Source organism: Micromonospora trifolii (assembly GCF_050516465.1).
GTDB classification, from domain to species: Bacteria; Actinomycetota; Actinomycetes; order Mycobacteriales; family Micromonosporaceae; genus Micromonospora; species Micromonospora trifolii.
This window is the reverse complement of the sequence record NZ_CP191526.1, coordinates 3482582-3509466: the sequence shown is the minus strand read 5'-3', so window position 1 is coordinate 3509466 and position 26885 is coordinate 3482582. Positions and strand designations below refer to the sequence as shown.

Sequence of the window (26885 nt, the reverse complement as noted above, 5' to 3'; positions counted from 1 at the left end):
AGTTCTCTGTCGGTTCGTTTGATGCCGCGATACGGGAGGCGAGGAGGTCTTTAGTTTCAATTCGGGCTTGAGCAAGTTGGATCTCTATTCAGAACGGGGAAACTGCTGTGCGATCTATCAGGCGACGAGGGCTGTTCACCGTGGTTGTGGCAGTGATTCTGTCCATGGTGCTCCCGGTAAGTCTGGCCTCCGCATCACCCGCCGGGTCCGAACCTTCCGTGACCTCGAGCAAGCAGGCTGCGGAGGCGGCGATGCTCCGCTTCGCGGCGCTGCATCCTCCCGCGTCCCTCGCGGCGGGCAACTACATCGGCAATGCCTGGGGCGGTGGTCTCGGCGTCATCCATGTTCGGGATGGCAAGTACACGCACGGCACTCACGATGCCGTCCTTCCGTCCAACAAGTGGACTGACGAGTGGTTCGGCTGGGCCAACGCCGCTGGCTGGTACACCGGGGCCAACCACTGCACCAGCCAGATGCGCTCCGACGGTGGTGGCCCCTGGTACCGACAGCTGCCGGACCTCGGGCCAGGTCAGCACTTCATCGGTCTATCGACGAGCTACGTCGTCACCGTGTACGACTGTTAACGAAGTGACGCGGCAGGGGGAGATCCACCACGAGGGTGGATCTCCCCCTGAGTAGTGCGTTCCGGCAGTGCAGCCGACGACGCGTCGCAGGCGGCGAAACGTCGGCATTGGCGCGTGGTGAACGACGGGTATCCCGGACGGCGGTCCTACGTCGATCATTGCCCGAGGATAGATATGAGTCACTCTCACCTCCTGGCGGAACGCCCGGGCGCGGAGGGCGAGACGTCGGCACCGGAAGCCGGGCGTGACCGAACGGCCCGACTCCGCGTCCCCGGAGGATCGCCATGCCCCGTCCCGCTCTCCGTAACCGACTCGCGGCGTTCACCGCCGCCGTCCTGACCGCGAGCGTCCTGACGGTGACCCCACCGTCACCGGCGCTGGCCGCCACAACGTTCGCCCCCAACGACTACTGCCTCGGCCAGTGCGCCGACATCCTGCCCGCTGGGCAGAACGGCAACGCCACGCTGGTCGCCATCCTGGCGCACCAGGCGCTCGGCACCCGCCCGGCGCACTCCAGTGACCAGCTCGACGAGTACGCGAACCTGGTCTACAACTACGCCGGGCTGACCGACGAGCAGATCGCCCACTTCTACAACGACGCCTCGTTCGGCGTCCCGGCCGCGCAGGTGGAGAGCACCGTCTCGCCGCGATCGGACGTCACCATCGTGCGGGACAAGGCCACCGGCGTCCCGCACATCACCGGCACCACCCGCGCCGGCACCATGTTCGGCGCCGGCTACGCCGGGGCCCAGGACCGGCTCTGGGTGATGGACCTGCTGCGGCACGTCGGCCGCGGCAACGTCACCTCGTTCGCCGGCGGCGCCCCCGGCAACCGTGAGCTGGAGCAGAGCGTCTGGGCCAACTCGCCGTACACGGAGGCGGACCTCCAGGCCCAGGTGGACGCGCTGCGCACCAAGGGCGTCCGGGGCCAGCAGCTCTACACCGACGTGGTCGACTACATCGCCGGCATCAACGCCTACATCGACAGGTCGATCGCCGAGGACAACTACCCGGGTGAGTACGTGCTCGCCGGAGCCGGCAAGCCGAAGCACTTCACCATGACCGACCTGATCGCCACCGCCGGCGTGATCGGCGGGCTCTTCGGCGGGGGCGGCGGCAGCGAGATCCAGTCCGCCCTGGTCCGGGTGGCCGCCCGCGCCAAGTACGGCGCCACCGAGGGCGACCGGGTGTGGGCGGCGTTCCGCTCCCAGAACGACCCGGAGACCGTGCTCACCCTGCACGACGGGCAGAGCTTCCCGTACGGGGCGACGCCGCCCGGCGCGACCAGCGCGGTGCTCCCCGACGCCGGCACCGTGGTCGCCGAACCCCTCGCCTACGACGCCACCGGCGGGGCCGCCGCCCGTACCGGCACCAGCACCGCCACCAAGGAACTGCTCGGCGGCCTGAGCAACCTGCGCGCGCACGGCATGTCCAACGCGGTAGTGGTCTCCGGACGGCACACCACCACCGGCAACCCGGTGGCCGTGTTCGGGCCGCAGACCGGCTACTTCGCGCCGCAGCTGTTGATGCTCCAGGAGCTGCAGGGGCCCGGCATCAGCGCTCGCGGCGCCGCGTTCGCCGGGCTCAACCTCTACGTGCTGCTCGGCCGGGGCCAGGACTACGCGTGGAGCGCGACCTCCGCCTCCCAGGACCTCACCGACACGTACGCGGTGCCGCTGTGCACCACCGACGGCACCGCCCCGACGCTGCGCACCAACCGCTACCTCTACCACGGGCAGTGCCTCGCCATGGAGGCGCTGGAGCAGCGCAACTCCTGGTCACCGACGCTGGCCGACTCCACCCCGGCCGGCTCATACACACTGCGCGCGCTGCGCACCAAGTACGGGCTGGTGGCCCACCGGGGTCTGGTGAACGGGCAGCCGACCGCGTTCACCAAACTGCGCTCGACCTACCGGCACGAGGCTGACTCGGCGATCGGCTTCCAGGCCTTCAACGACCCGTCCGCGATGGGCAGCGCGTCGGCCTTCCAGGCGTCCGCGGCCGACGTCGGGTACGCGTTCAACTGGTTCTACGTCAACTCGACCGAGGGGGCGTACTACAACTCCGGCTCGAACCCGGTCCGTCCGGCCACCGCCGACCCGAACCTGCCCACCAAGGCCGAACCGGCGTACGAGTGGGCCGGTTGGAACCCGGACACCAACGACGCCACCTACACCCCGGCTTCGGCGCATCCGCAGTCGGTCAACCAGGACTACTACGTCAGCTGGAACAACAAGCAGGCACGGGACTTCGGGGCCGCCGACGGCAACTTCAGCTTCGGCTCCGTACACCGGGCTCAACTGCTCGACGGCCCGGTGCGCGCCGCGATCGCCCAGCGCAAGCTCGGCCGCGCCGACGTCGTCAAGATCATGGCGGATGCGGCGGTGACCGACCTGCGCGGCCAGCAGGTTCTCGGCGACCTGCTGCGGGTGCTGGACAGCACTCCGGTCACGGATCCGGCGCTGGCCGACGCGGTGGGCAAGCTGCGCGCCTGGCAGCAGGCCGGGGCCCGCCGGGTGGAGACGTCCCCCGGCTCCAAGGTCTACCAGCACGCCGACGCCATCCGGATCTTCGACGCCTGGTGGCCGCTGCTGGCCTCGGCGCAGTTCCGCCCCGGCCTCGGGCCGGACCTCTACGCCGCGCTGGTCGACGCCATCGAGGTTAACGAGGCGCCGTCCGGCGGCCAGAACGGCGGGCGCGACGGCGCCGCGAGTTGGGCGTTGCAGGGGCAGGCGCACAAGGGCTCGTCGTTCCAGCACGGCTGGTGGGGCTACGTCGACAAGGACCTGCGGACCGTACTCGGCGACCCGGTGGCCGGTGGGCTCGGCCGCGCGTACTGCGGCAACGGCAACCTCGGCGCGTGCCGGCAGGCCCTGCTCGACGCGCTCGGCCAGGCCGCCGCCGTGCCGGCCACCACGGTCTACCCGGGCGACAAGTCCTGCGGGGCCGGCGACCAGTGGTGTGCCGACTCGATCGCCCAGTCCGGGCTCGGCGGCATCACCCACCCGGTGATCGCCTGGCAGAACCGCCCCACCTACCAGCAGGTCGTCTCGTTCCCGGCGCGCCGGGGCGACGACGTCACCAACCTGGCACAGGGCCGCCCGACCACGGCGTCGAGCACCCAGTTCCTGACCAGCCACACCCCGGACAAGGCGGTCGACGGCAGCCTCGGCAGCCGGTGGGCCAGTAGTTACAACGACAACCAGTGGCTGCGGGTCGACCTCGGGGCGGCCCGCAGCGTCAGCCGGGCGGTGCTGCGCTGGGAAGCCGCGCACGGCACCTCGTACCGGATCGAGGTCTCCGGCGACGGCACCTCCTGGACGCCGGTGTTCGCCACCACCACCGGCAACGGCGGCGTCGACAACGCCACCTTCGCCCCAGTCACCGCCCGCTACGTGCGGGTGTACGGGGTCAAGCGCGCCACCTCGTACGGGTTCTCGCTCTACGAATTCGAGCTGTACGGAAAGTGACAGTGCCCGGAGGGGTCGGCGAGAATCACTCGCCAGCCCCTCCGGTGCGCCGTGCCACGCCGGCAGGCGGGGTTCGAAGGATTCTGGCCGCTTTGCCGCCGGACCCTGTGGCTGATCCGTCGCGGTCTCAGAGCCGGTTCCTGTTCCGCGGCGGGGGACAACTAGTGGGTTGGCTCCCCGGACGGCTGCACGAGGAACGATTTGATGTGCTCCAGCGCCATGTCCAATGCGACTTCCATGGGTGCGACGTTGTGTGCGGCGTTCGCCAGAAGGTAGCCGCCTTGCAAGGCGGCCATCAATCCCGTGGCCAACTTCTCCGGGTCGGCATCCTGGCGCAGTAGGCCGCTGTCACGCATCCGGTGCAGGCCATCACTGATCATCCTTTCCCATGCCGCGAACGTCTCCGACAGGGACGATCGAGCCTGCTCATCCTGATCAGACAGTTCGAGAGTCATCGACCCGAGGCCGCACCCGTATTTGCCGTTGTTCAGCGAGTTGGCCTGGACCAGAGCGTTACGCCACCGGACCAGTCCTGAGAACGATCTCAGTCGTTCGAGCCCTGCACGTTCGCGCTGAAGCACAAGCGCGCCTCGATATTTGACCAAGGCGCGCACGAGTTCCTGCTTGTCGGCGAAGTGGTGGTAGAGCTGAGACTTGCTCGTCTGGCTTGCCTCGCGGATGTCGTCAAGGGTCGTCGCGTTCACTCCGCGCACGAGCATCAGCCGGTTCGCTGCCTCGAGGATCCGGTCTCGCGTCGCGATGCCCCGTTGACTGATCCTCCGCCTATTCGTCGGCGCAGCCACCTGCTCGTCGCTCATCTGTCAAGTGTATCCAGCGCGCCAGATGATCTAGGGGGAATGGGACCTTGGAGTCCATCCGGCGTCGCGGCGCATTCACCTGGGGGTGAAGGGTGGACGTACTTTCCGTCGGCCCGGTGAACGGTTTACTGCTATCGCTGGACCATCGTGGTGCGAGATCGTCTGGACCATCTGGTCCCAAACGCAAAGAATTCTCGGGCGGACCACCTCGGCCCGGACCGGCGCGCGGACCGGGGTCCGCGCGCCGAAGGTGTCAGGCCGTCGCCCGCTTCGGAAGCTTCCACCCGGGGCGGGGGAAGTGGCAGGTGTATCCGTTGGGGTAGGTCTGCAGGTAGTTCTGGTGCTCAGGCTCGGCTTCCCAGAAGTCGCCTGCCGCGGTGACCTCGGTGACGACCTTGCCGGGCCACAGGCCCGAGGCGTCGACGTCGGCGATGGTGTCCTCGGCGACCCGCTTCTGCTCGTCGCTGGTGTAGAAGATCGCCGAGCGGTAGCTGATGCCGATGTCGTTACCTTGGCGGTTCTTCGTCGAAGGGTCGTGGATCTGGTAGAAGAACTCGAGCAGCGCGCGGAAGTCGGTCTTGTCGGTGTCGTAGACGACCTCGATGGACTCCGCGTGGGTGCCGTGGTTGCGGTAGGTGGCGTTCGGGACGTCGCCCCCGCTGTAGCCGACGCGCGTGGACACGACGCCGGGTTGGCGGCGGAACAGCTCCTCCATGCCCCAGAAGCAGCCGCCGGCGAGGATTGCCTTTTCGGTCTTCACTTCGTCTCCTTGCCTGTCGTCGTGCCAGCCGACCTGGACACGCAAGTACAGACACTCTCCAGGTCGGCTGTATTCCCGCAGCCTACCGCCCTTATATGGACTTAAGAGTCCAGGTAGAGCGTGTCTAGCCGATGTCGGATGGCTGCGTCGCTGATGAGGTTGAACTGGCACTTCACGGCCTGCCACAGCAGCATCCACGTGTCCCAATAGTGGACTTGACAGACCAGTTTTACCGCAGCTAGGTTCGAGATGTCCGGCGGGGTGCCCCCGGTAGCGACGAGGTGCCGGACTCGCCCGTCGGCGTCGAGTTCGACAGACGTCCCCGCCGCTCTCGGCGACATCCTCGCCCCAACCGCTACCGATCGCGTGGTGTGGCCACGGCGCCGAGGCTTGGCGTCGCCAATGCCGGGAAACCGAAATGTGCTCCTCGTGCCAGTGCAGCCGAGGGCTGGATACAAGGAGGTATCTGATGAAGGCGATTGTGGTGACGGACGAGGCTGCGGGAACGGCCGGGATGACGCTGGTGGAGCGGCCTGAGCCGGAACCGGCCCTCAACGACGTCGTCGTTCAGGTTCATGCGTCGGGATTCGTCCCGACCGAATTGGCGTGGCCCTCGACCTGGACCGATCGCCTCGGCCGTGACCGGACGCCGTCGATCCCCGGGCACGAGTTGGCCGGAGTGGTCAGCGCTCTCGGGTATGGCACGACGGGACTGTCGGTGGGACAGCGGGTGTTCGGCCTCACGGACTGGACCCGCGACGGCACCCTGGCGGAGTACGTGGCCGTCGAGGCGCGCAACCTTGCGCCGCTGCCCGGCGACGTCGACTTCGCGGTGGGCGCGAGCCTGCCGGTCTCTGGCCTGACCGCCTGGCAGGGACTATTCGAGCACGGCCGCCTTCGGACGGGGCAGAGCGTCCTCGTGCACGGCGCGGCCGGCGCAGTCGGTTCGATGGTGACGCAGCTCGCACGTGAGTTCGGCGCCTACGTTATCGGCACCGGACGCGCTGCCGATCGTCAGACCGCGCTCGACTTCGGCGTACACGAGTTCGTCGACCTCGGCAACGACGCCCTGGAAGACGTCGGCGGAGTCGATCTGGTTTTCGACGTCATCGGCGGTGACATCGGAAAGCGGTCGGCAGGCCTGATTCGAGCCGGAGGAACACTGGTTTCCGTTGTCGGGCCGTCCGAGGCGCGGCCCGCGGACGGCCTGGCGATAGATTTCGTCGTGATGCCTGATCGTGCCCAACTGGATGAAATCGTCCAGAGGGTACGAGGCGGGCGACTGCGGACGAACATCGGCAACGTCGCAGACCTCGACGACGCCGTCGCCGCTCTCAACCCAACCAAGCGGATCACCGGAAAGACGATCATCCGCGCCCGCTCCTAGGGTTCGGGGACAGCGACAGTGGTGGTCAGAGCCTCCACGGCAATGCTTTCCGTGGAGGCTCTGGCCACTGTTGGCGGATTGGTCGACTAGCTCAGAGGCGCGGGTCCTGCTGAACCTTCAGGGCGTTGAGGATCGGGTCGCTCTCGCCCTTCTCGCGGCGGAGCTCGATCTTCAGATCGCCACCGGCGTGCTCGACGGTGACGGTGTTCATGTCCGCGCTCAGCGCGCCCACCTTCGCCTGCACGTCGTGGTCGTAGAGCACGACCTTGCCGTCGGCCAGCACATCGAAGGCACGCTTGCCGGCCTTGACCTTCTCGATCTCGGCGAAGTCGAGGCCGATCCGGTACTTTCCGGCGGGGGCGTTCGTGAACACGTAGCTGAACGTCTGGCCGGTCCGCTGGGTGCGGAACAGCGCGTCGTCCTCGGTGCCGGCGATGTCGGCCCTGGTGGCACGCGCCTTGCCGCCGACGTACCCCCCACGGCCGCGAGCCGAGCCCCTGGTCGGGTGACCAGAAGAAGCCCTCGGCACCGACGTACCCGGATCCGCCGACGTCGACGCCCTTCCAGTAGGCCGAGGTCGCCAGACGGACCGGCTTGAGCTGGGTTTCGCCCTTGCCGGCGTTCGTTGCCACGAGCAGGTCCCCGACGAGTACGCCGAGCTCGACGCCGGTGTTGTCGGCCGTCGCCGTGACCGTGGTGGACGTGCCGGCCGCGAGCGTGACCGTGCCGGTTGCTGCCGCGCCGGTGAGATTCAGCCACGGAAGGCCGGCGGCCTCGTGCCCGCCGTCGCTGGTGCGCTTCTGCTCGCTGATCCGTACCTCGAGCGGGGCGGAGCCGCTGTTGGTCACGGTCACGTCGGCCGTCGCCTTCTGGTCCTTGTCGAGGAGCCAGTCGAAGTCACCTGCGGTGACGGTGGCGACGCCCGTGGTCAACGCCGTGTCGACCGTCTCGGCCTGATCCTTCTTGGCGATGGTCACCGGGCGGCTGGCGGTGACGTAGTTCGGCGACTCGACCTGCACGGTGTTCTCGCCGATGAGCGCCTGGGCCTTCCACCGGCCCTTCGCGTCGGTCGTGATGACCCGCTCAACGGCCGGCCCCTTGAGCGTGACGATCGCGCCCTCGATCGGCTTGCGGTCGTTCGCGTCGGTGACCGTGCCCTCGATGGTGCCCGCGGCCGGGAGGGTGTACTCCAACCCCAGGTCTGCCTTCGCCGCCCGAGCCGCGGATTCAACTGGACCCACATCGGGCAGGTCGCCCGGCACCCCGCAGCGGTGCCTGGCAGCCACAGCGGGGGCATCGATCAAGGGAGCTCGTCGTACTAGTCTTCGCCGCATGGCTTTGCGACCGGACGAGTTCTACGACCATGCAGTCGCCGTCGCGGACGGCGAGCGCCGGCTCCCGTTGGCGGACATGACGGGATGGGACATCAGTCCGTTCGACCCGGACGGGCTGCGCGTCGCACCGTTACACGAGCCGGTGCTCCCGGAGCCCGCGCGGCACGGCGAGGATCCGTCGGACTGCAGCGCTTGCCGCGACCGCGACGAAGGCATCTGGTTCAACGATCACTGGCGACTGACCCGGATCACGGGAGTGGGCGTCCCGCTGGCGCTCATGCTGCACCCACGCGATCACTACGACATGGCTGATCTGCCGGACGACCTGGCCTCCGAACTGGGTCTGTTGAGCACTCGCATCGTTCGCCACGTGCAGGCGCTTCCGCACATCTCGCGGGCACACGTCTACCGCGTCGGGGACGGTGCCGCCCATCTGCACGTCTGGTTCTTCGCTCGGCCCGAAGGGCAGGCCCAGCTGTACGGGTCGTGGCTGGTCGTCTGGGACGACCTGCTACCGGAGTACCCGGCGGCCGTCGCACAAGCTGACGCCGAGATCGTGGCAGATGCGTTGGTCGCGAGCCACGGAGGTCACCGGTCGCCCACCAGCGAACCGGCCGCCTGACCGGCCTGGCCGAGCCCGCTCTCGTACGTGTCAATCAGCTCGTTCTCCGCGCCGCGGCTGTTGCCGCGAATCCGCTTAACCCAGAGCGCGGAGTACGTGTGCCACGAGCGTGTGGAGCTGCTTGGGGCTGGGCATGCCCAGGTGGAAGACGAGCCGGTGATAGAGGGGCCCATAGACCAGGTCGACGGCCACGTCCAGATCGGCGTCGGCAGCGAGCTGCCCATCTGACTGGGCTTGCTGCATGCGCTTGTTGAACGCGTCGATGCGTGGCCGGACCAACCGCTCCCGCAGGTCGTGTCCCAGCCGGTCGTCGTGCAGCGCTTCGGCGATGAGGCCGGCGACGGCAGACGTGCTCGCAGGTGTGAGTAGGGCGATGACCGCCGCGAGCTGGGTTCGGAGATCAGCGGCGAGGTCGCCGGTGTACGGGTGGTCGGCGACCGTGGACGCCAGGTCGTCGACGGCGTCGAGGACGACGGCTCCCTTGGAGGGCCACCACCGGTAGATCGTCTTCTTGCTGACGCCTGCGCGGGCGGCGATGGCCTCGACCGTGAGTCGTCCGTAGCCGAACTCGGCGCACAGTTGCAGCGCCGCGTCGAGGATTGCCCGGCGACTGGCTTCGTTACGGCGCAGCGGATTGGGCGATGTGGGCACGGCCTGAACCCTATCAGGAAACGGCACGTGTCGTGTTGACACTCTGACTACACGACACGTAGCGTGTCGCAATCGACGGACCCGCCCGCCAAAGAGAGCGGGTCAAGCCGGCCGCCAAAGGGGAATCCATGGAATCGTCAGGCACCGAAGGTTCGCGGGCCTGGTTCATCACCGGGGCAAGTCGTGGTCTGGGCCGCGCCTTCACCGAGGCCGCGCTCGCCGCTGGGGACCGCGTGGTGGGCGCGGCGCGGGACGTGTCCCCGCTCGACGGTCTCGCTGCCGAGCACCCGGATCGACTGTTGGCGCTGCGGCTCGACGTTACGGACCGTACGGCGGTCTTCGACGTCGTTGACCAGGCGGTCGCACACTTCGGCCGGCTCGACATCATCGTCAACAACGCAGGAGCGTTGTATGCCGGGATGATCGAGGAGTTCACCGAGGCCGAGGCCCGCGCGCAGATCGATCTCAACGTCTTCGGCGCGCTGTGGGTCAGTCAGGCCGTCCTGCCGCACCTGCGCCGCCAGGGCAGCGGGCACATTGCGCAGATCTCCAGCATCGGCGCGCTCGGCGGCTTCCCCAGCACGGGGCTGTACAGCGCTAGCAAGTTCGCGCTGGAGGGCCTGAGTGAGGCGCTGGCCGCCGAGGCCGCCGGGTTCGGTGTCAAGGTCACCATCGTCCAGCCGGGCGGTTACTGGACCGACCTCTACACCAGCAGCCATGCAACCACACCGAATCCGGTGTACGACTCGCTGCGCGAAGAGTTGGCCAAGCAGTGGGCAGGCGGATCCATCGACAGCGAACCCCGGCTGGCCGCCGACGCGCTGATGACGCTGGTCGACAGCGACGACCCGCCGCTGCGGCTGCTCCTGGGCAGCATGGTCTACGACCTGGCCTTCGACATCTCGAGGCGACGCATGGACACCTGGGCCGGCTGGGAAGCGGTGAGCCGCGCCGCCGAGAAGGCCGTCCCAGCCCCGGGCGCCGAGCCGGCCTGACCGCCGTGTCGTACGACAACACATAACGATTGGGTGATTGATGTTTGATGTGATCGTTGCCGGCGCCGGTCCGACCGGGTTGATGCTGGCCAGTGAGTTGCGGCTCCATGGCGTACGCGTGGTCGTGGTGGAGAAGGAGGCCGAGCCGACGCAGCAGGTCCGTGCGCTCGGTCTGCACGTGCGCAGCATCGAGATGATGGATCAGCGGGGACTGCTGGAGCGGTTCCTCGCGCACGGCCAGCAGTACCCCGTCGGCGGCCTGTTCGCCGGCATTCCCAAGCCATCGCCCGACCTGCCGGACACGGCACACGCGTACATCCTCGGCATTCCACAGACGACGATCGACCGTCTGCTCGCTGAACGCGCCACCGAACTCGGCGCCGAGATCCGGCGCGGCAGGGCGGTGGTCGGGCTCAGCCAGGACGAGTACGGGGTGACCGCCGAACTGGCCGACGGCATGCGGCTTCGGGCGCGCTACCTGGTGGGTTGTGACGGTGGCCGCAGCACGGTCCGCAAGCTGGTCGGCATCGGCTTCCCCGGTGAACCGACCAGGGTGCAGACGATTCTGGGCCACATGGAGGTGGCCGCGCCGGCAGAGACGGTGGCCGCCGTGGTGGCCGAAGTTCGCAAGACCCACACGCGGTTCGGTGTCACGCCGTTCGGAGATGGCGTGTACCGCGTCGTCGTGCCCGCCGAGGGAGTAGTCGAGGATCGCACAGTTGCGCCGACCCTGGAGGAGGTCAGGCAGCGGCTGCGGTTGCTGGCCGGCACCGACTTCGGCGTGCACTCACCTCGCTTCCTATCCCGGTTCGGTGACGCCACCCGGCTGGCCGAGCGCTACCGGGTAGGCCGCGTGCTGCTGGCCGGCGACGCGGCACACATCCACCCGCCGACCGGCGGCCAGGGGCTCAACCTCGGCATCCAGGACGCGTTCAACCTCGGCTGGAAACTAGCCGGCGAAATCTCTGGCTGGGCGCCGGAAGGGCTGCTGGACAGCTACCACACCGAACGGCACCCGGTGGCCGCGGCCGTGCTCGACAACACTCGCGCGCAGATCCAACTGATGTCCACCGATCCAGGACCCCAGGCGGTACGCAGGCTGATGTCGGAGCTGATGGACTTCGAAGAGGTCAACCGCCACCTGTTGGAGAAGGTCACCGGGATCAGCGTCCGCTACGACTTCGGCGACGGCCATGACCTGCTCGGCCGACGGCTGCAGGACGTACGGCTCAAGCGCGGACGCCTCTACGAACTGATGCACGCCGGCCGCGGACTTCTGCTCGACCAGACCCGGCAGCTGTCAACGGAGGGGTGGGCGGACCGGGTCGACTACGTCGTCGACATCAGCGAGGAACTGGACACCCCAGCCGTGCTGCTCCGCCCGGACGGCCACGTGGCCTGGGTCGGCGACGATCAGCAAGACCTGCTCACACACCTGCCACGGTGGTTCGGCCCCACCGCCGACCGAGATTCGGAACCGAATCCGCCAGTGCGGAAATGAAGTGGGCGTCGCGTGGTCGGCGGTCCGATGTCCCTGACCGGGAAATCTCGGACCTGACGGGCGATCGGCATAGTCAGAGCCCGCTACGGGCTCATTTAGGAGTAGAGACATGACGAGTAGGTTCACCGAGCTGGTCATCGACTGCCACGATCCGGAGAGACTCGCGGCCTTCTGGTGCGAGGTCCTGGATTTCACGGTGATCGACCGCAGCGAGGGCAGGGTCGAGATCGGCTCCTGGACGCCGACCGTCGAGGAGGTCCGGGCCCGGCAGATGTCGCCCACTTTGCAGTTCATTCAGGTGCCGGAGGGAAAGGTCGTGAAGAACCGACTTCACCTCGATGTCAGTCCGATCGACGGCAGCACCGAGGACGAGGTGACCAGATTGCTCGGTCTCGGCGCCACGAAGACGGATGTGGGCCAGGGAGCAGACCGAAGCTGGGTGGTCATGGCAGACCCGGAGGGCAACGAGTTCGACGTCCTACGCACCCTGGCTCCTGAGAACTAGCTGCGGCTGGCCAGCCGCACCCCTCCGTGCAGGCCGATGGGAAACATCACGGAACTCGCGAACGCGGCCACGCAAACCCAACCCTCCGGGTGGCGGTTTGGTGCGCTGGTTGCGCCAGCGGATGTGGTCTCCGATGGCGGTGTCCTGCTCGACCGGGGGGTGCGGTGGTCAGTGCCGTCGAGCGCGAAGTAACGCACGGCGGCGAACTCGGCCTTGATCCAGTTCAGCCAGAACACCTAGTTCCATCCACGGTGCTTGCCGGGGGCGCCCGCTTACCTCCCGCTGTGGGACTGCCCGCTCTTCTCGTCCCGCCAGCCATCGGGTTGGGGATGGTAGCCGTAAGCGGCAGCCCGAACCGTTTCCTCGTTTTCCAGCCCGGATCCAATCGCGCCGCCGACGGTGGCCAGGGAGCTGGTGATCCAAGCGAGCGTCAGATAGTCGGTGAAGTTGACTGGCCGCTGCAGGGTCTGTTCCAGCACGGATGTGTCGATCAGCAGCACCCCGACGAGCACCGTTCCCACGAACAACACCACGTAGGACAGCACCGTGGCCAGAGTGAGAGTGAGGATCGTACCCAGGTTGAACAGCCGGGCCAGCTCAGTCGGCGTCTCGCGGCTTGGCTTCTCCCACAGGTCGTGCGCAACGATCAACCAGGCCACCAACGCTGTTAACCCGAGCAGCATGATCACGGCGAGCCGGAGTCCGCCGAGCGCATCGCCCATCTGCCAGATGGTGTCCGTGGTGAGTGCAAACACGGCCGTGCCGAATGCGCCGACCAGCAGCTTGGACAGGCCCAGCAAGGCACGCCCCGGACGGTTGGCTCGAACCATGCCGATCAACAGCCGTAGCCGGCCGATGAGCCGCGAGGCTACGTAGCGCCGCTCACCGGCGTCGGCCTCGCCGACCACCCGGTGGACGGCGGAAACCCGGCTCGCCATCTCGGCCGGTGCCCAGCCGGCCGGCGGCACCCGCCGGTCGGAAGCCTCGGTCAGCAGCCGGCTCACCAGATCCGGAACGGCCACGCGGGCCGCCCGCAGTTGGTGCAGTCCCAGCGCGGGCAGGGACACCACCGCGACTCGACGCCGAGCGGAGGTTTGCGCGACCAGCGGCACCCGTTCGGCATGCAGCGGCAGGTCGGTCAGGCAGATGGCGACGTCCCACTGGTCGTCGGCACGCCGTCGCGCAAGATCATCGAGTAGTGCTTCAACGCCGCGGTCGCGGCGCGGCGCCACTTCGCCCCAGCCTTCCCGGACGGTCCACCGCACGTCAGCGTTCACCCGCTCGGCGAGCCCGCTGGCCAGTTCGATGGTGAGCCGCGCGGCTACCCGAGCCGGGTGGTCCGGCGGGGTTGCCACCAGTCCGACGACGATCTCCAGGCGATCCTGTTCACTCTGCGTCATCGGTGCTCCTCACCGGTAGCCGGGCTCGGCCGCTGACGGCGAACAAACCGGGGCCTCAGGCGCCGGCGCGGCAGCTCCCCGTGCCGACTGAGGTAGCGGTACAGCCAGGCCGCCGAGAGGAGCACCCCGACCAGCCCGTACAGAGCCACCGCGATGCACTCGTCGAACCGGGTGCCCCGCCCACGCAGCCTAAGAGACCACCCCGATCAGTGCAGCGGATTCAGTGGTAGACGCGCGCCGCCGCGGCAACATGCTGGTGACACCGCTCTCCGACGAGGACAGGCCGACCGGCTGAAGCGTTTCCACACCGCCAGCACCCTGTCGATCCGCTCCATCAGCTCGTCCTGCGGCATTGCCCCCACCGGTACGAGTGAATGCCCGAGGACCGGCCGGTCGGCCTGCACCGGGCCGGCGATCGAGGCGCTCGTGACAACGGCCCGCGCCGACCCGGTTGAGGCGGGGCGGGTCGACGCGGGTGGAGGCCGTCGCGGCTCGCCGAAGCGGTCGCCCGCACCGTCATCGCGACCATCGTCAACAACGTCATCGTCGAGGCGGCGGCGCTCTCCCAGCAGTGATCGACGGTCCTCTGCTGGCACTCCAGCCGAGGACCCGAGTCAGGAGTACCAGCTCGACGCGGCCACCTCGAGTGTGGCCGTGTCAGGCGAGTCGTGCGCCGGCGGTCTCGGCGAAGAAGCCAGCTTTCGCCTCACCGAGGGAGTCCCAGTATCCGGAGTCGGTGACGCCGGGTGAAATGGCGTTGACGCGGATGGGTCCGAGTTCGACGGCAAGAGCCTCGGCGAGGAACGACACGGCCCCGTTCGTGGTCGCGGTGACCGACAGCCCTGGCGCGGGTCGCCGCACACGGGCTGCGAAAGCTCCCCGCTGCCTGAAGTGTCCGACTAGGTTCTGGTGGGGCACCGCTTCAGGTTGGTGGACCGTAAGGAGCTTGATCGAGATGCGGGAAGTGAACGAGGAGTTCCTGGTTGGCCTCGCAGACATCGCAGCAACGCTCTTCGGGACATTTCTCGTGGGCGTGTTCTTCTATCTGGACTCAGGGCAGCGCCGTGCTCGCCAGTCCGGGGCTGACCGGTACGTGCGTTCGGGTGTGCGGGGTGTGTTCCTGCTGACCGGGCTGCCGCTCGTCGTATCACTCGCACTCGCCAATCTTGATCCGGTCTGGGGGACGTTGGTGTTCGTTGTGCTCAGCGCCCTGCTGGTCGCTGCGTCGGCGGATTCGATATTTCGGATTCTGCGGAATCGCAGCTCACGCATGTCGGTCGCGCTCGCCGTAAATGAGGTCGTGTCGGGCATAGCTGTGCTCTTTATCATCGCGACACCCTGGGTCCTCGGCGGATGGATTCCGCCGCGATCCGCGTTCGTCCCTTCGCTGGTGTTAGCGCTCGGCTGCGGATTCCTCAGCACAGTTGCGCTCGTCATGACTCTTTTTGATCCACCACCAGGCGAATTCGTTTCCAATCGGTGACCGGCTCACCTTCGGACATCGGACCTGCATTGCGGCCAGGCCGCTGGCCACACCGCCCGGCTGGGGCCGACTTCTCCCTCACCACTGCCGACCGTAAGGACGGCAACGTCTGCGTCGCGTTCCGACAAACACTGGTAGCTACGGCCACGGTGAGGCGCGTCGTCGCTCGGGCAGCTCGCAGTGCACGAGGCAGGACGGCCGACAGGCTGCCCTGAACGATCCCGTTGACTACGGGGTCAGGACGATCCTTCCGAAGACCTCGCCACCGTCCATCTTCTGGTGCGCCACCACCGCCTGCTCCAGCGGCAGGACCTCGTGCACCACGGCTTGGAGTTCCCCACGATCGGCGGCGGCGAACTGCTCCGTTCGCACGGCCTGTCGAGCCGCCTCCGTCACCGTCGCCGCGCTGAAGGTGGCGAATGACATCGACTTCTGGAATGCGGCCATCAATCTCGTCCCGAAGTCCGCGGGCGGTTGGCCGCCGACCGCGCCGACGGCCACGAGCCGGCCGTTGGGGTTGAGTCGGTCGAGAAACGCGGGCATGTCCGGACCCGCGACGACGTCGATGATGACGTCGTAGCCGGTGGGATCGTCGGAACCTCCTGCCCCGGCGCGGTCCAGCACGTGGGTCGCGCCAAGGCCGCGAAGTCGACGGCCGCGCTCGGGCGACGAGGTCGTGACCGCGACGGCACCGGCACCACCGCTGACCGCGAGCTGCACCGCCATGATCCCGATACTGCCGGCCGCGCCACGGACCAGGACCCTCTCGCCTGGCGAGAAGTGCGCGTGAGCGAGGCCGAAATGAGCCACGACCCCGGAGCTGCCGAGCGTCACGGCGTCGACCGCGGAGAGGCCCGCCGGCAGGGCCAGAACCTCCCCGATCGGGGCGACCGCCTGCTCGGCGTAGCCGCCGCCCGTACCGGTGAAGGCCCAGACGCGTTGCCCGACCCACGCGGGGTCGACGCCGTCGCCCACGGCCGTGACCGTTCCGGCAACCTCGCCGCCCGGGATGTGACCCTCGCGGAAGCCGTACGCGGCGAGAGCGCCGCTTCGGATCAGGACGTCGGCGCCAGCCACGCCGACCGCCTCGGTGGTGATCAACGTTTGCCCCGGAGCGGGCACCGGGACAGGAAGGTCGACGACCGCCAGCCCGCGGGGATCGCCGAACTCCCTGATCATTACTGCCTTCACCGCTCGTCACCCTTCCCAAGCCAGCCCTGCGGACGCCCGAACGGTAGTGGACGCATGCGTCCGTTTAGCTAGAGTGAGAGAGTGGGCGGTCATTTGACTCAGAATCTGCGGTCGGACGCGTTGAACAACCGTGAGCGGATCCTCGACACCGCCCGGGCGGTTTTCGCCGCCGACGGCATGGACGTACCGATGCGAGAGATAGCCCGGCGCGCCGGAGTGGGCCCCGCCACCCTCTACCGCCGATTCCCCACCAAGCAGGCGTTGGCCACGGAGGCCTTCGCGGATCAGATGAACGCGTGCGTCGCCGTCGTCGACGAAGGGCTCACCGACCCGGATCCCTGGCACGGCCTGTGCCTCGTGATCGAGCAACTCTGTGAGCTGCAAGCCCGAAGCCGAGGCTTCACCGCGGCGTTCACCTCGGCATTTCCCCACGCCGTGGATCTCGCCGCGAAGCGCGAAGCCGCCCTCGCCTCGCTCGCCGAACTGATGCGCCGGGCCAAGGGCACCGGCCACCTGCGGCCTGACGTGGTCCTGGACGACCTCGTCCTCATGCTGATGGCCAACGGTGGCCTGTACGCCACCTCGACGAACGCCCGGGTTGCCGCCTCTCGACGCTTCGCCGCACTCATGATCGAGGCGTTTCGCGCCTGATCGGCGCCCAGCCGGCGGTACGCGGACAATGGCGGGATGAAGCGAGACGTAAGCCTGATGCGGTTGACCGGGACGCGGGCCAACGGCGCGGTGGCGACGGGCGCGGCGGCAACCGGGGCGCGGGCTGCGGGGGCGGCCTCGATCGGTGCCCTCGCCGTGGGGGCGCTGGCCGTGGGGGCCGTTGCCGTCGGGGCGCTGGTCATCGGACGGCTGGCGATCCGCCGGGCGGTCGTGCGGGAGCTGCGCGTCGGCCGGTTGGAGATCGACGAGTTGGTGGTGCACAGTCGAACCACTGCCGAGGGATGACCCACGCGACACTGCTCGGTCCGCGCTCGGCGAGGAACCACGCGCGCTCACCGAGCGCGGACCTTGCATGCATGGGGGAGCGTCGATGCTCCGCGCCGGGGGTGCCGGCGGACGGTGAGCACCCCGGCGGTCGCCAGCAGCGTGCCTGCCAAGAGGTACGTCCAGCGGTCGTGGGCCGCGCCCCAGCCCTCGCCCACACCGACGAGTAGCGCCACCGGGGCCGGCAGCAGCGCCACCACCGTCATCCCGAGCAGCAGCATCGGGGCGGCGAGTGGACTGCCGATCCCGCGTGGTGAACGCCGCCAGCCGATTGGCGACGCGAGGAACGCGACCGCCGCGACGGTCGCGGCCTCACGGGTCAGGTCCGCGTACGGCAGCGACGCGGTCTCCTGCCCGGACCGTGTCACCATCAGCGCTGCCGCCCAGCACGCACCGCCGACGACCGCGGCGGGGACCGCTCGTACCAGCGCGGCGAGCCAGGCCGGAACCGGCAGGGTCTCCGTGGTCGGCTTCGCCGGGTCGTCGAGCGTGAACGTGACGCCGAGGCCGACGCAGGCCATCACCAACCGCAGCAACGTGATGTGGTTGTCGGGGTGCAGGACCGACCCGGTCACGGCCGGTGGGGTCACGATCGCCACACCGACGATCCCGGCGGTCAGCAGCGGCGAGATCCGCGTCGCCCGCAGCGTCGGCCAGATCAGCACCGCTGCCGTCCGCAGTCGCCCGCCCCGCCTCAGCGCGGACCTGCCGATGGCTTGACCCGACGCGTCGATGGCGTCCGCTGGGGGCATTTTGCTCAGGCGGTGCACTGCACGCCCTGATCCGGGGACGGCGGCTGGACCGGCACTCCGAAGATGGCACCGAAGCGCTCCAGCGGTGTGTCCGGCGCGGTCAGCTCGGCCCAGTGTCGCTCGACCAGCGGCGCCACCTCGGCGGACGGCCGCTCCAGCAGCTCCAACGCCGGTGCCGCCGCCCGGTCGGGTGCCGTCATGCCTACCTGTCGCAGCGGGACCGAACTTTGGTTCGCAATACTGGCACGGCTTCTCGTCCCTGCTCGGCGCGCCGCCGGAGCAGACGACCGAGTGCGGCGCCGGCACCCGTCAGCGGCCCTGCAGGCGCTTCACGTTGTCGCCGAAGGTCCAGCCCTTCGACCCGTCCCAGTTCGCCGACCAGGTCATCAGGCCCTTGAGGCCGGGCACGGAGTTCCAGGCCTGCGTGACCAACGACGTCGACATGTAGCCGCCGCCCGCCCCGTTCTGCGCCGGCAGGCCCGGGACCTGCTTGTCGTACGGCACCCGGATGGTGGTGCCCTGGATGGTGAGCCCGTTGTTCAGGCACTGCGTCTGCACCGTGAAGCCCTGCACGGTGCCCGCCGGGTACGAGTCGCCGGCGCAGCCGTACATGCTGCCGTTGTAGTACTGCATGTTCAGCCACCAGAGCCGGCCGTTGTCCACGTACTTCTTGATGATCGGCAGGTACGAGCCCCAGATCGAGCCGTAGACCACGCTGCCGCCGGTGACGTACGCCGTCTCCGGTGCCATGGTCAGGCCGAAGTTCGACGGCATCCGGGCCAGCACGCCGTCGATGATCCGGATCAGGTTGGCCTGTGACGTGGACAGGGTGTTGATGTTGCCGCTGCCGGTCAGGCCGGTCTCGATGTCGATGTCGATGCCGTCGAAGTGGTAGGCCGTCAGGATCGGCACGATCGTCGCGATGAACCGGTCGGCGACCGCGGTGGAGCTCAGGTCGATGCCCGCGGCGGCTCCGCCGATCGACATCAGGATGGTGGCGCCGGCCGCTTTGGCCTGGCACATCTCGGCCGGGGTGGCCACCTTCACGCCGGCGTCCATGCCGTTCTCCCAGAGGACGGTGCCGTCCGAGCGGATCACCGGGAACGCCACGTTGATCACGTTGTAGCCGTGCTGGTTGAGCCGGCTGTCGGTGATCGGGATCCAGCCGAGGCCGGGGTGTACGCCGTTGGAGGCCCCGTCCCAGTTTTCCCAGTAGCCCTGCAACACCTTGCCGGTGGGCCGCGACTTCACCGCGCAGGTCCCACCGGTTGGCGGCGGCGTGGTGGGGGGAGGTGTGGTCGGTGGTGGCGTGGTGGGCGGCGGGGTCGTCGGTGGTGGCGTGGTGGGCGGCGGCGTGGTTCCCGAGCACGCGCCGAGGTCACGCCAGAGCGACGGGGTCGAGGCGGGGTTCCAGCCGGCGCCGGGGTGCGCGGTGTGGGTGACCAGCGCCTGGTAGAGCCGGCCGCCGTAGGTGACCTGGGCGCCCGCCTGATAGGTGGGGCCCTCGGCCCAGGCCGGGGCGGTGCAGGCGACCATCGGGACGGCGTTGGCCGAGGGCACGGCCGCCATGCTGCTGGGGACGAAGGCGACGGCGGCCGTGACGGTCATCGCCGCCCCGGCTACCACTGCGAAAATCCGACGGCTTCTCATGGCTCACTCCCCAGGCTTCGACGACCCGCGACCTCCACATATTGACGTTCGTAACGTTCAATATCAAGGGTTGTTTACAGATACCGGGAAGTCGGGGGAGTGGCCGGCCGAGGGCCGGCGCTCGTGGCATGAAGCTGCCTGCGGTGACTCCTCGTCGTGGGCTGCTCGTCGCGTCCGCCGGTCCGTTGAGTGAGCCCGTTTGGTGGCGTGTCCCACCGCAAGATGAAATCTGAGTCATTTTCCTCTTCTGTCCGAGATTCGCGCTCGGTGTGAATACGGTGAGGTCGGGCGATCAGGCACGCCATCGCGGCAGCGGAGCCGGCCGCCATCGGTACACGCGCTGCTCGGCGGTGCTGCCGAAGGTTGCGGCTTGGGCCGGGTCGCGTTGGCGGCCGTGCACATCTGCCCGCGTTCGGAAACCACTGACCAACGAGGGAGTAGAGACATGCTCGGTATCTCGCTACGTCGGCCGAAGACCATCGCCGCAACGCTCGCCGCCGCAACGCTGGTGACGGTGCTCGGCTCAGCCGCCCCAGGCGTGTCCGCGGACGGCGGTGGGCGACCAACCCCGGACGAGGGGCATCGCAGCAAACCAACCATCGTCCTGGTGCACGGCGCCTGGGCCGACGGCTCGAGCTGGAGTGGGGAGGTCCGCAGACTCCAGGCCCGCGGTTTCGATGTCCAGGTCGCGCCGCAACCCAACCGGGGGCCGTCGATCGACAGCGGCTACCTGAAGGACTTCCTGTCCACCATCGAAGGTCCCATCGTGGTCGCGGCCCACTCGTACGGCGGTTTTGTGGCGAGCGACGCCGCGACCGGCAACAGCAACGTCAAGGCACTCGTGTTCGTCGACGCCTTCGCCCCGGACAAGGGGGAGACCGTGGAGGAACTCACCGCCGGCTCCGGCTCGGTGCTTGAGCCGGCCTTGACCGACCCCACGAGCGTCTTCAAGCTCGTGCCGTTCCCCGGTGCCCCGGAAGGTGCGGTCGACGCGTACGTCCTGCCGAAGGTGTTCATCACCGGCTTCGCCAACGGTCTGCCTCGACGGCAGGCGGAGGTGCTCGCCGTATCCCAGAGCGCCCTGGCCACGAACGCCCTGGGGGAGCCGGCCACGGAGCCGGCGTGGAAGACGATCCCCGTCTGGGCGGTGATCGGCACCGAGGACCGGGTCATCCCGCCGGCCCGCCAGGAGGAGATGATGAAGCGGGCGGGGGCGGACATCACCCGGATCGACGCCGGCCACCTGGGCCTGATCTCGCATCCCGGTGAGGTCACCGAGGTCATCCTGGAGGCGGCCCGGACGACCGCCTGAGGGTTTCCTGACAGCGGCAGCAACCGGAACGGGCGCCGGCCGTGGCATCGCGGTGAGCGATGCCACGGCCGGTTGCCGTGTCAGTCGGTCGCCTTGGCGGCGGCCTCGATCTGGTTGGTGACCGCGCCCGCGTCCGTGATCATGGACAGGTGGGGGGCGTTGATCTCGGTGGTGTGTGCCTTGGCCCGCTTGGACATGGCGACCTGCTGAGCGGCAGGGATGACGGCGTCCTGCTTGCCGATCACCGACCACGAGGGAATGGTGCGCCAGGCCGGCTCGCCGGACTCCTCGACCAGGGCGTTGAAGGCCAGCGGACGCTGCCGGGCCGCCAGCACCGCCACGTCCTTGGCGGGAATGCTCTTGTCGGCGAACGCCTTGCCGAAGATCGACGGCTTCACGTAGAGGTTGACGTTGTCCGGGTCGTCACCGGGGATCGCGACCTGGTCGAAGACGGTGGACGCTTCGGCCGCGAAGACCGAGCCCGGCACGGCCGAGGTCAGCGACAGCACGGTGTCGTGCTGCTCCGGGATGTACGCGTCGACGTACACCAGGGCCTTGACCTGCTTGTCGCCCAGAGCGGCGTTCGTGATGACCATGCCGCCGTACGAGTGCCCGACGAGGACGATCGGTCCGGTGATGGTGTCCAGGTACGCGCGCAGGTTCGCGGCGTCGTTCTCCACGCCGGACAGCAGGTTCGGCGGCGTGACCACCCGGTAGCCGTCGTGCTGGAGCTTGGCCGCCACCTTGTCCCAGCTCGACCCGTCCGCCCACGCCCCGTGCACGAGCACGACTGTCGGCTTGGCCGATGCGGGGCGCGAATGCAGGGCCTGGCTCGTCGAGGCCTGCGCGGTGCCGATACCGGCACCAACCAGGGTGAGGGCACCGATGGCCACGCCTACAGGAATGAGGCGCCGCCGGAAGGACAATTTCACGGTGTTTCCTTTCACTGCTGCAAGAAGTCGAGCAGGGCGGCATTGACCTGATCGCTGTGGGTCCAGGCAATGGCATGCGGCCCGCCCTCGATGACGAGCAACCGCGAATCCCCGACGAAGGCGGACACCCGCTGGCCGGTCACACCGATGGGTAGGACCCGATCCTGGTCGCCCTGGATCACGAGTACCGGAACGTCAATCTTGGAAAGGTCGTCACGGAAATCGGTGAGCCAGGTCGGGATGCAGGCCACCGCGGCGAGCGGAGATCCGGCGACAGCCACGCTCAGGCTGGCCTGGAACGCCTCGTCGCTGACGAGTGAGCCACCGTAGACGTCGAGGTTGTAGAAATTCTCCAGGAACTGCTTGAGCCACGCGTTCCGGTCCGCCCGCGCGGCCTGGATGAACCCATCGAACAACGACTGCGGTGCGCCTTCAGGGTTGTCGTCGGTCCGCAGGAGGAACGGCGGGATCGGCGACATCAGAACGGCCTTCGCGATCCGCTCGGTGCCGTAACGACCCAAGTACCGGGCAACGTCGCCGGTTCCCATCGAGTGACCCACGAGGATGGCGTCGCGTACGTCCAGTTCCGTGAGCAGCACGTTCACATCACTCGCGAACGTGTCGTAGTCGTATCCACTGGCGGGCTGGCTGGAATTGCCCCAACCCCGCCGGTCATACGTGATGACCCGGTACCCGGCTGCGAGCAGGGCGGAGACCTGCTTCTCCCAGGCCTGCCCGCTCAGCGGGTAGCCGTGACTGAGTACCACCGGCGTACCGGCGCCGTGATCTCGTAATAGATTTCGATCGGGTTGGCCCCCTCTGAGCCAACTGTGACATGGGGCATGCGCACTCCTTGGGCTTGCGTTCCGCGCTGGGAACCTTGCCAAAGGTATGGATACAGCGCGTTTCCCGAATCACCCGAATCACGTAGTCCCCGTGTTTGTCGACGGACTCGACGGACAACGCGAAGTGGGCGATGCGGGGGACCCGGGGCAAACCCCAGGCTGGGCCGAAAGGCGAAGCCGCTGCCCCTCCATCTCTAGGATGTCAATCGTGACGACGCCCGACCGCAGGCTGCCGGACGGGCCGCCGTCCCACTGCGAGTTCAAGGTCTTCGGCGGTCTTGGCTGCCGACGGGACGGCTCGGACGTCGATCTCGGTCCGGTCCGCCAGCGGATCATCCTGGCCAAGCTCCTCGCCGCCGGGGGTGACGCGGTCAGCCTCGACAACATCGTCGACAGCCTGTGGGACGAACAGCCGCCGGCCAGCGCCGCCAACCAGATCCACCGCCACGTCGGGAACCTCCGGCGGATCCTCGAACCGGACCTGGACGTCCGCGAAACCGGTCGGTACCTCCTACCGGCCGGTACGGGCTACCGGCTGACCCTCGCGACCGAGGCCTCCGATCTGGCCATGTATCGCGAGTTGGTCCGGCGGGCCCGCGAGGCGCTCGCTAGCGAGGACGTCGTGGCCGGCGTACGGGAGTACCTGACCGCTCTGGAGCTTGGCCGCAGCCCTGCGTTCACCGACCTTCCGACCAGTGCGTTGGGTTCGCCGGAGTTCGTCGCCATCGAACGGGAGCGCGTCGCGGTGGCGCTCGCGGCCAGCGAAGCCGCGATCGCCCACGGCATGGCCGGTACCGCACTGACCCCGCTCCTGAGCGTTGCCGCCGCAGCGCCGCTGGATGAGGCGCTACAGGCGTGCCTGATGCGCGCGTACGTGGCCACCGGTCACCGGGCGGAAGCGGTCCGGGTCTTCGAGCGGACCCGTCAACGTCTCGCCGAGGAACTGGGGGTGGATCCGGGGCCGGAACTGCGGGAGGCGTATCGGGAACTGCTCGCCGGCGGCTGGACCCTGCAGGAGGAACTGCGCCCGCCGGAGGCTCCCCGGCCCGCACAGCTGCCGCCGCAGGTCGCGGGCTTCGTCCGCCGAAACGACGTGGCCGCCGTGCTCGACGACCAGTTGTCTGACGCATTGACCGATGCGACCATCGTTATCACCGTGCTCGGCGGCATGGGTGGCATCGGCAAGACCGCGCTCGCCGTGCACTGGGCCCACCAGATCGCCAGCGAGTTCCCCGATGGCCAGTTGTTCCTGAACCTGAGGGGTCTCGATCCGGACGGGCGCGTCATGCCAGCGGAGGAGGCGCTCGCCACGTTGCTCGCGTCCCTGGGCGAGCAGGCGGTCTCGTCACCGAAGGAGAACGTCGACGCGCAGGCGGCTCGTTACCGCAGTCGCCTGTTCGGTCGTCGCCTGCTGATTCTCCTGGACAACGCGCGCGACTCCGATCAGGTCCGCCCGTTACTGCCAGCCTCCCGGGGCTGTCTGGTCATCGTGACGAGCCGCAACCGGATGACGAGCCTGGTCACCCGGGAGGGCGCACGTTACCTGCAAGTCGATCGGCTGACCGGGGCCGAGTCCCGCCAGCTTCTGATCAACCGCCTCGGCGCCCTTCGCGCCACCGCGAACCCGGACGCGTTGGACAGGGTCATCGCGCTCTGTGCCGGACTGCCGCTCGCACTGGCGATAGTCGCGGCCCGGGTGGCCCTCAATCCGGCCCTGCCATTGAGCGCTGTCGCCAGCGACGTCTCGGCGCCATCCGCCAGGCTCGACGCGCTGTCCAGCGCGGACTCGTCCGACGATGTCCGATCGGTGTTTTCGTGGTCTTACCGGGCCCTCAATCCGTCAACGGCGCGAGTGTTTCGTGCCCTCGCCGTCCATCCGGGTCCAGGGGTCTCGCTGGAGTCGGTGGCCAGTGTCGCCGGCGTCGGTCGCGCACAGGCGCGCGCACAGCTCATGGAACTGGTGACCGCGAATCTGCTCGACCTGTCCCAGGCCGGGCGCTACGTTCTGCACGACCTGTTGCGGGCCTACGCGCTTGAGCTTCTCGACGAAGATCACGAGCGGCCGGAGTATGAGCGGCGTCTCGTCATGCATTACCTGCACTCTGCGCGCGCCGCTTATGCGCGGCACCACCGGCAGCCGGCCGGCACCGTCAGCGAACCACCGTCGGATGTGACGCCTGAATCGTTCGACAGCGTGCCACAGGCTGCCGCCTGGTATGCGCGGGAACGGGCCGCGTTGTGGGCGACGATCGATCTGGCCCTCGCACGCGGCCTGGGGCACGATGCGGCGGCCATGGTCCTCGCCGCCTCAGCACCGGGCAGCAACTCCATACCCGCAGGCCGGACACAGACCGCACTCGCGATCCTCGACGTGGTCGGCGTGCTCGGTGAGCCGCTGATGGAGGCCGAGCTTCTCCGTACCATCGGTGAGGTCTTCGCACCGCTGCCACAGGCCGACGAATATCTCCGTCGAGCCTTGTTCATCTTCGAAGGCGCCGGCGAACTCGCCGGACAGGCCGACGTCCTGCGAAACCTCGCCGTGCTGTCGATGTCGCGTGGCGACCACGACGCCGCCGACGCGCACGGTGAACGCTCGGTGATTCTTGCCCGCCAGACGGGGCACCAGGAGCTGCTCGCCGTCTCGCTGCTGACACTCACGAGAGCGCTCCTGGGGTCCGATCGGATCGAGGCTGGCACACGGGTCGCGGACGAAGGGCTGGCCATTGCGGTGGCGCAGCACCTCGATCATTTGAAGATCTACTACGCACAGCTCATCGCCGAGTCCTCCTGGAAACTCGGCCGGCTCGAACGAGCGGCGAAGGTGTCGGAGTGGGGATTGACGGAAGGTGTCTGTGAGTCGAACGGTCCCCGATGTGCCGTCGCGGCGATCCTCGCGCGGGCCGCATTCGATCTAGGCGACCTGGTGCGCGCGGAACGGGGGTGCCAGCAGTTCGAGAGCCTGATCGCCGACAACGGCTTCCGGGAACTCATCGAGTTCTCCGGCATTGAGGAAGCCGAGGTGTACCGGACCATCGTCGCGTATGTCCGGGCCCGGCTGAGCTTGATGAGGGGCGCCTCGTAGGCGGGTAGGGCGAGCACTCAGTCTGCACTCGTCGTGCACGACGGTGCGATCGGATGGTCGTCGAGACCCCGAACCCTCGCCCGAGGAGCACCATGCACTGCGCCGTAGCCGAGCCTGCCCGAGTCCTTCCCCGGGCGGTACTGACCCCACGACAGGAACAGATCGCTCTGCTGGTGGCGGCAGGTTCCACAAACGTCGAGGTCGCGACGAATCTGGTCATCAGCACCCATACCGTCAAACATCACCTACGCGGAGTGTTTCACCGGCTGGGCGTCGCATCCCGCCGCGAACTGCGCAGCAGGCTGGCCGGCCACGACACGACCAACCACTTCGCCCAGAACTGCTGCCTGACCAGCCAGGAGCGGGACATCGCGCGGCGGGTCTCGAACGGCGCCTCCAACCGCGAGGTGGCGGCACAACTGTTCATCAGCCCGAGCACTGTGGACTATCACCTGCGCAAGATCTTCCGCAAGCTCGGCATCACCTCGCGCAGAGAGCTGGCGAGACGAGACGCGCTTGCCGCGCCCGACCTGGTCCGGCGACCAACCCTCACCTAGCAACACCACGCGTACCGCAGTGTTCGCCTGACCGACGACTCGGCTTGACGTCGCAGTC

The 26885-nt window shown here is 68.4% G+C and carries 24 protein-coding genes and 3 pseudogenes; 13 read left to right on the top strand and 14 right to left on the bottom strand.

All coding sequences use genetic code 11. From position 1 onward, the window contains the following. Positions 1 to 218 precede the first annotated feature (218 nt). Both ACQRWP_RS16070 and ACQRWP_RS16065 read left to right on the top strand, forming a co-directional pair. Positions 219 to 584, top strand: a complete 366-nt coding sequence (locus ACQRWP_RS16070) for a hypothetical protein (protein WP_430503042.1) — start codon at positions 219 to 221, stop codon at positions 582 to 584. A 284-nt stretch (positions 585 to 868) separates the two neighbouring features. After that, entirely contained in the window at positions 869 to 4054 is a 3186-nt protein-coding gene (locus tag ACQRWP_RS16065) for a penicillin acylase family protein (protein ID WP_430503041.1), read from the top strand. A gap of 161 nt (positions 4055 to 4215) precedes the next feature. Here ACQRWP_RS16065 and ACQRWP_RS16060 read toward each other — a convergent pair whose 3' ends face one another. Together ACQRWP_RS16060 and msrA are read right to left on the bottom strand one after the other, a co-directional pair. Next, the gene (locus ACQRWP_RS16060) at positions 4216 to 4872 is read right to left on the bottom strand and encodes a TetR/AcrR family transcriptional regulator (RefSeq protein ID WP_430503040.1); all 657 of its coding nucleotides are present in this window, start codon (positions 4870 to 4872) and stop codon (positions 4216 to 4218) included. Between the two features lie 253 nt (positions 4873 to 5125). Continuing rightward, positions 5126 to 5632 (bottom strand): peptide-methionine (S)-S-oxide reductase MsrA, encoded by a 507-nt coding sequence (gene msrA / locus ACQRWP_RS16055; RefSeq protein WP_430503039.1) that lies wholly within the window; start codon positions 5630 to 5632, stop codon positions 5126 to 5128. A gap of 469 nt (positions 5633 to 6101) precedes the next feature. Here msrA and ACQRWP_RS16050 point away from each other — a divergent pair, with 469 nt between their 5' ends. Then, the gene (locus tag ACQRWP_RS16050) at positions 6102 to 7019 is read left to right on the top strand and encodes an NADP-dependent oxidoreductase (protein ID WP_430503038.1); all 918 of its coding nucleotides are present in this window, start codon (positions 6102 to 6104) and stop codon (positions 7017 to 7019) included. A 91-nt stretch (positions 7020 to 7110) separates the two neighbouring features. On the opposite strand, the gene ACQRWP_RS16045 is transcribed toward ACQRWP_RS16050, so the two are convergent. Further along, a complete protein-coding gene (locus tag ACQRWP_RS16045; protein WP_430503037.1) occupies positions 7111 to 7548 on the bottom strand; it encodes a malectin domain-containing carbohydrate-binding protein in 438 nt (145 codons plus the stop codon). 158 nt (positions 7549 to 7706) lie between these two features. Here ACQRWP_RS16045 and ACQRWP_RS16040 point away from each other — a divergent pair, with 158 nt between their 5' ends. Beyond that, a complete protein-coding gene (locus ACQRWP_RS16040) occupies positions 7707 to 7976 on the top strand; it encodes a hypothetical protein (protein WP_430503036.1) in 270 nt (89 codons plus the stop codon). 29 nt (positions 7977 to 8005) lie between these two features. Here ACQRWP_RS16040 and ACQRWP_RS16035 read toward each other — a convergent pair. Then, positions 8006 to 8353, bottom strand: a pseudogene (locus tag ACQRWP_RS16035) (carboxypeptidase-like regulatory domain-containing protein); the annotation flags it as partial. Positions 8354 to 9050: 697 nt separating this feature from the next. Then, a complete protein-coding gene (locus tag ACQRWP_RS16030) occupies positions 9051 to 9626 on the bottom strand; it encodes a TetR/AcrR family transcriptional regulator (protein ID WP_430503035.1) in 576 nt (191 codons plus the stop codon). 128 nt (positions 9627 to 9754) lie between these two features. Here ACQRWP_RS16030 and ACQRWP_RS16025 point away from each other — a divergent pair, with 128 nt between their 5' ends. From ACQRWP_RS16025 to ACQRWP_RS16015, 3 genes are all read left to right on the top strand, one after another. Next, entirely contained in the window at positions 9755 to 10621 is an 867-nt protein-coding gene (locus tag ACQRWP_RS16025; protein ID WP_430503034.1) for an SDR family oxidoreductase, read from the top strand. 40 nt (positions 10622 to 10661) lie between these two features. Beyond that, positions 10662 to 12122 carry a rifampin monooxygenase gene (gene rox / locus ACQRWP_RS16020; RefSeq protein WP_430503033.1) on the top strand — a complete coding sequence of 487 codons (1461 nt, stop codon included), beginning with the start codon at positions 10662 to 10664 and terminating at the stop codon, positions 12120 to 12122. Positions 12123 to 12231: 109 nt separating this feature from the next. Then, positions 12232 to 12627: a VOC family protein gene (locus ACQRWP_RS16015; RefSeq protein WP_430503032.1), complete on the top strand. Its 396-nt coding sequence runs from the start codon at positions 12232 to 12234 to the stop codon at positions 12625 to 12627. On the opposite strand, the pseudogene ACQRWP_RS16010 reads toward ACQRWP_RS16015, so the two are convergent. From ACQRWP_RS16010 to ACQRWP_RS16000, 3 genes and pseudogenes are all read right to left on the bottom strand, one after another. Next, positions 12601 to 12824 (bottom strand): annotated as a pseudogene (locus ACQRWP_RS16010) (hypothetical protein). The gene ACQRWP_RS16015 and the pseudogene ACQRWP_RS16010 overlap by 27 nt on opposite strands. A 75-nt stretch (positions 12825 to 12899) precedes the next feature. Continuing rightward, positions 12900 to 14027, bottom strand: a complete 1128-nt coding sequence (locus ACQRWP_RS16005) for a hypothetical protein (RefSeq protein WP_430503031.1) — start codon at positions 14025 to 14027, stop codon at positions 12900 to 12902. Between the two features lie 657 nt (positions 14028 to 14684). Beyond that, the gene (locus ACQRWP_RS16000; RefSeq protein ID WP_430503030.1) at positions 14685 to 15026 is read right to left on the bottom strand and encodes a hypothetical protein; all 342 of its coding nucleotides are present in this window, start codon (positions 15024 to 15026) and stop codon (positions 14685 to 14687) included. On the opposite strand from ACQRWP_RS16000, the gene ACQRWP_RS15995 reads away from it, so the two are divergent. Next, a complete protein-coding gene (locus tag ACQRWP_RS15995; RefSeq protein ID WP_430503410.1) occupies positions 14974 to 15510 on the top strand; it encodes a hypothetical protein in 537 nt (178 codons plus the stop codon). The two genes, ACQRWP_RS16000 and ACQRWP_RS15995, sit on opposite strands and share 53 nt — an antisense overlap. A 228-nt stretch (positions 15511 to 15738) precedes the next feature. Here the strand turns inward: ACQRWP_RS15995 and ACQRWP_RS15990 are convergent, their stop codons facing one another. Next, complete coding sequence (locus ACQRWP_RS15990) at positions 15739 to 16701, bottom strand: zinc-dependent alcohol dehydrogenase family protein (RefSeq protein WP_430503029.1); 963 nt, start codon at positions 16699 to 16701, stop codon at positions 15739 to 15741. Positions 16702 to 16782: 81 nt separating this feature from the next. Here ACQRWP_RS15990 and ACQRWP_RS15985 point away from each other — a divergent pair, with 81 nt between their 5' ends. Further along, a complete protein-coding gene (locus tag ACQRWP_RS15985; protein ID WP_430503028.1) occupies positions 16783 to 17352 on the top strand; it encodes a TetR/AcrR family transcriptional regulator in 570 nt (189 codons plus the stop codon). A gap of 36 nt (positions 17353 to 17388) precedes the next feature. Next, positions 17389 to 17658 carry a hypothetical protein gene (locus tag ACQRWP_RS15980; RefSeq protein WP_430503027.1) on the top strand — a complete coding sequence of 90 codons (270 nt, stop codon included), beginning with the start codon at positions 17389 to 17391 and terminating at the stop codon, positions 17656 to 17658. 47 nt (positions 17659 to 17705) lie between these two features. Here the strand turns inward: ACQRWP_RS15980 and ACQRWP_RS15975 are convergent, their stop codons facing one another. From ACQRWP_RS15975 to ACQRWP_RS15965, 3 genes are all read right to left on the bottom strand, one after another. Further along, positions 17706 to 18449, bottom strand: a complete 744-nt coding sequence (locus tag ACQRWP_RS15975; RefSeq protein WP_430503026.1) for a hypothetical protein — start codon at positions 18447 to 18449, stop codon at positions 17706 to 17708. A gap of 5 nt (positions 18450 to 18454) precedes the next feature. Further along, positions 18455 to 18649, bottom strand: coding sequence for a hypothetical protein (locus tag ACQRWP_RS15970; protein WP_430503025.1), 195 nt, complete (start codon positions 18647 to 18649; stop codon positions 18455 to 18457). 109 nt (positions 18650 to 18758) lie between these two features. Continuing rightward, positions 18759 to 20099, bottom strand: a complete 1341-nt coding sequence (locus tag ACQRWP_RS15965; RefSeq protein ID WP_430503024.1) for a carbohydrate-binding protein — start codon at positions 20097 to 20099, stop codon at positions 18759 to 18761. 445 nt (positions 20100 to 20544) lie between these two features. Between ACQRWP_RS15965 and ACQRWP_RS15960 the strand changes: the two genes are divergently transcribed. Then, the gene (locus ACQRWP_RS15960) at positions 20545 to 21411 is read left to right on the top strand and encodes an alpha/beta fold hydrolase (protein ID WP_430503023.1); all 867 of its coding nucleotides are present in this window, start codon (positions 20545 to 20547) and stop codon (positions 21409 to 21411) included. Between the two features lie 80 nt (positions 21412 to 21491). Here the strand turns inward: ACQRWP_RS15960 and ACQRWP_RS15955 are convergent, their stop codons facing one another. Both ACQRWP_RS15955 and ACQRWP_RS15950 read right to left on the bottom strand, forming a co-directional pair. Further along, positions 21492 to 22304: an alpha/beta fold hydrolase gene (locus ACQRWP_RS15955; RefSeq protein ID WP_430503022.1), complete on the bottom strand. Its 813-nt coding sequence runs from the start codon at positions 22302 to 22304 to the stop codon at positions 21492 to 21494. A gap of 50 nt (positions 22305 to 22354) precedes the next feature. Further along, a pseudogene (locus tag ACQRWP_RS15950) lies at positions 22355 to 23187 on the bottom strand (alpha/beta fold hydrolase). Positions 23188 to 23396: 209 nt separating this feature from the next. Here ACQRWP_RS15950 and ACQRWP_RS15945 point away from each other — a divergent pair. Together ACQRWP_RS15945 and ACQRWP_RS15940 are read left to right on the top strand one after the other, a co-directional pair. Continuing rightward, on the top strand, positions 23397 to 26270 hold the full coding sequence (locus ACQRWP_RS15945) for a BTAD domain-containing putative transcriptional regulator (RefSeq protein WP_430503021.1): 2874 nt from the start codon (positions 23397 to 23399) through the stop codon (positions 26268 to 26270). Between the two features lie 92 nt (positions 26271 to 26362). Next, on the top strand, positions 26363 to 26827 hold the full coding sequence (locus ACQRWP_RS15940; protein WP_430503020.1) for a response regulator transcription factor: 465 nt from the start codon (positions 26363 to 26365) through the stop codon (positions 26825 to 26827). The last annotated feature ends 58 nt before the right edge of the window (positions 26828 to 26885 follow it).

What these genes read in the sequence shown, in the direction of transcription:
- ACQRWP_RS16065 (WP_430503041.1), top strand. Translation starts at nt 869, where the DNA reads ATGCCCCGTCCCGCTCTCCGTAACCGACTCGCGGCGTTCACCGCCGCC.
- ACQRWP_RS16060 (WP_430503040.1), bottom strand. Translation starts at nt 4,872, where the DNA reads ATGAGCGACGAGCAGGTGGCTGCGCCGACGAATAGGCGGAGGATCAGT.
- ACQRWP_RS16050 (WP_430503038.1), top strand. Translation starts at nt 6,102, where the DNA reads ATGAAGGCGATTGTGGTGACGGACGAGGCTGCGGGAACGGCCGGGATG.
- ACQRWP_RS16025 (WP_430503034.1), top strand. Translation starts at nt 9,755, where the DNA reads ATGGAATCGTCAGGCACCGAAGGTTCGCGGGCCTGGTTCATCACCGGG.
- rox (WP_430503033.1), top strand. Translation starts at nt 10,662, where the DNA reads ATGTTTGATGTGATCGTTGCCGGCGCCGGTCCGACCGGGTTGATGCTG.
- ACQRWP_RS16015 (WP_430503032.1), top strand. Translation starts at nt 12,232, where the DNA reads ATGACGAGTAGGTTCACCGAGCTGGTCATCGACTGCCACGATCCGGAG.
- ACQRWP_RS16005 (WP_430503031.1), bottom strand. Translation starts at nt 14,027, where the DNA reads ATGACGCAGAGTGAACAGGATCGCCTGGAGATCGTCGTCGGACTGGTG.
- ACQRWP_RS16000 (WP_430503030.1), bottom strand. Translation starts at nt 15,026, where the DNA reads ATGTCTGCGAGGCCAACCAGGAACTCCTCGTTCACTTCCCGCATCTCG.
- ACQRWP_RS15980 (WP_430503027.1), top strand. Translation starts at nt 17,389, where the DNA reads ATGAAGCGAGACGTAAGCCTGATGCGGTTGACCGGGACGCGGGCCAAC.
- ACQRWP_RS15975 (WP_430503026.1), bottom strand. Translation starts at nt 18,449, where the DNA reads ATGCCCCCAGCGGACGCCATCGACGCGTCGGGTCAAGCCATCGGCAGG.
- ACQRWP_RS15970 (WP_430503025.1), bottom strand. Translation starts at nt 18,649, where the DNA reads ATGACGGCACCCGACCGGGCGGCGGCACCGGCGTTGGAGCTGCTGGAG.
- ACQRWP_RS15965 (WP_430503024.1), bottom strand. Translation starts at nt 20,099, where the DNA reads ATGAGAAGCCGTCGGATTTTCGCAGTGGTAGCCGGGGCGGCGATGACC.
- ACQRWP_RS15960 (WP_430503023.1), top strand. Translation starts at nt 20,545, where the DNA reads ATGCTCGGTATCTCGCTACGTCGGCCGAAGACCATCGCCGCAACGCTC.
- ACQRWP_RS15940 (WP_430503020.1), top strand. Translation starts at nt 26,363, where the DNA reads ATGCACTGCGCCGTAGCCGAGCCTGCCCGAGTCCTTCCCCGGGCGGTA.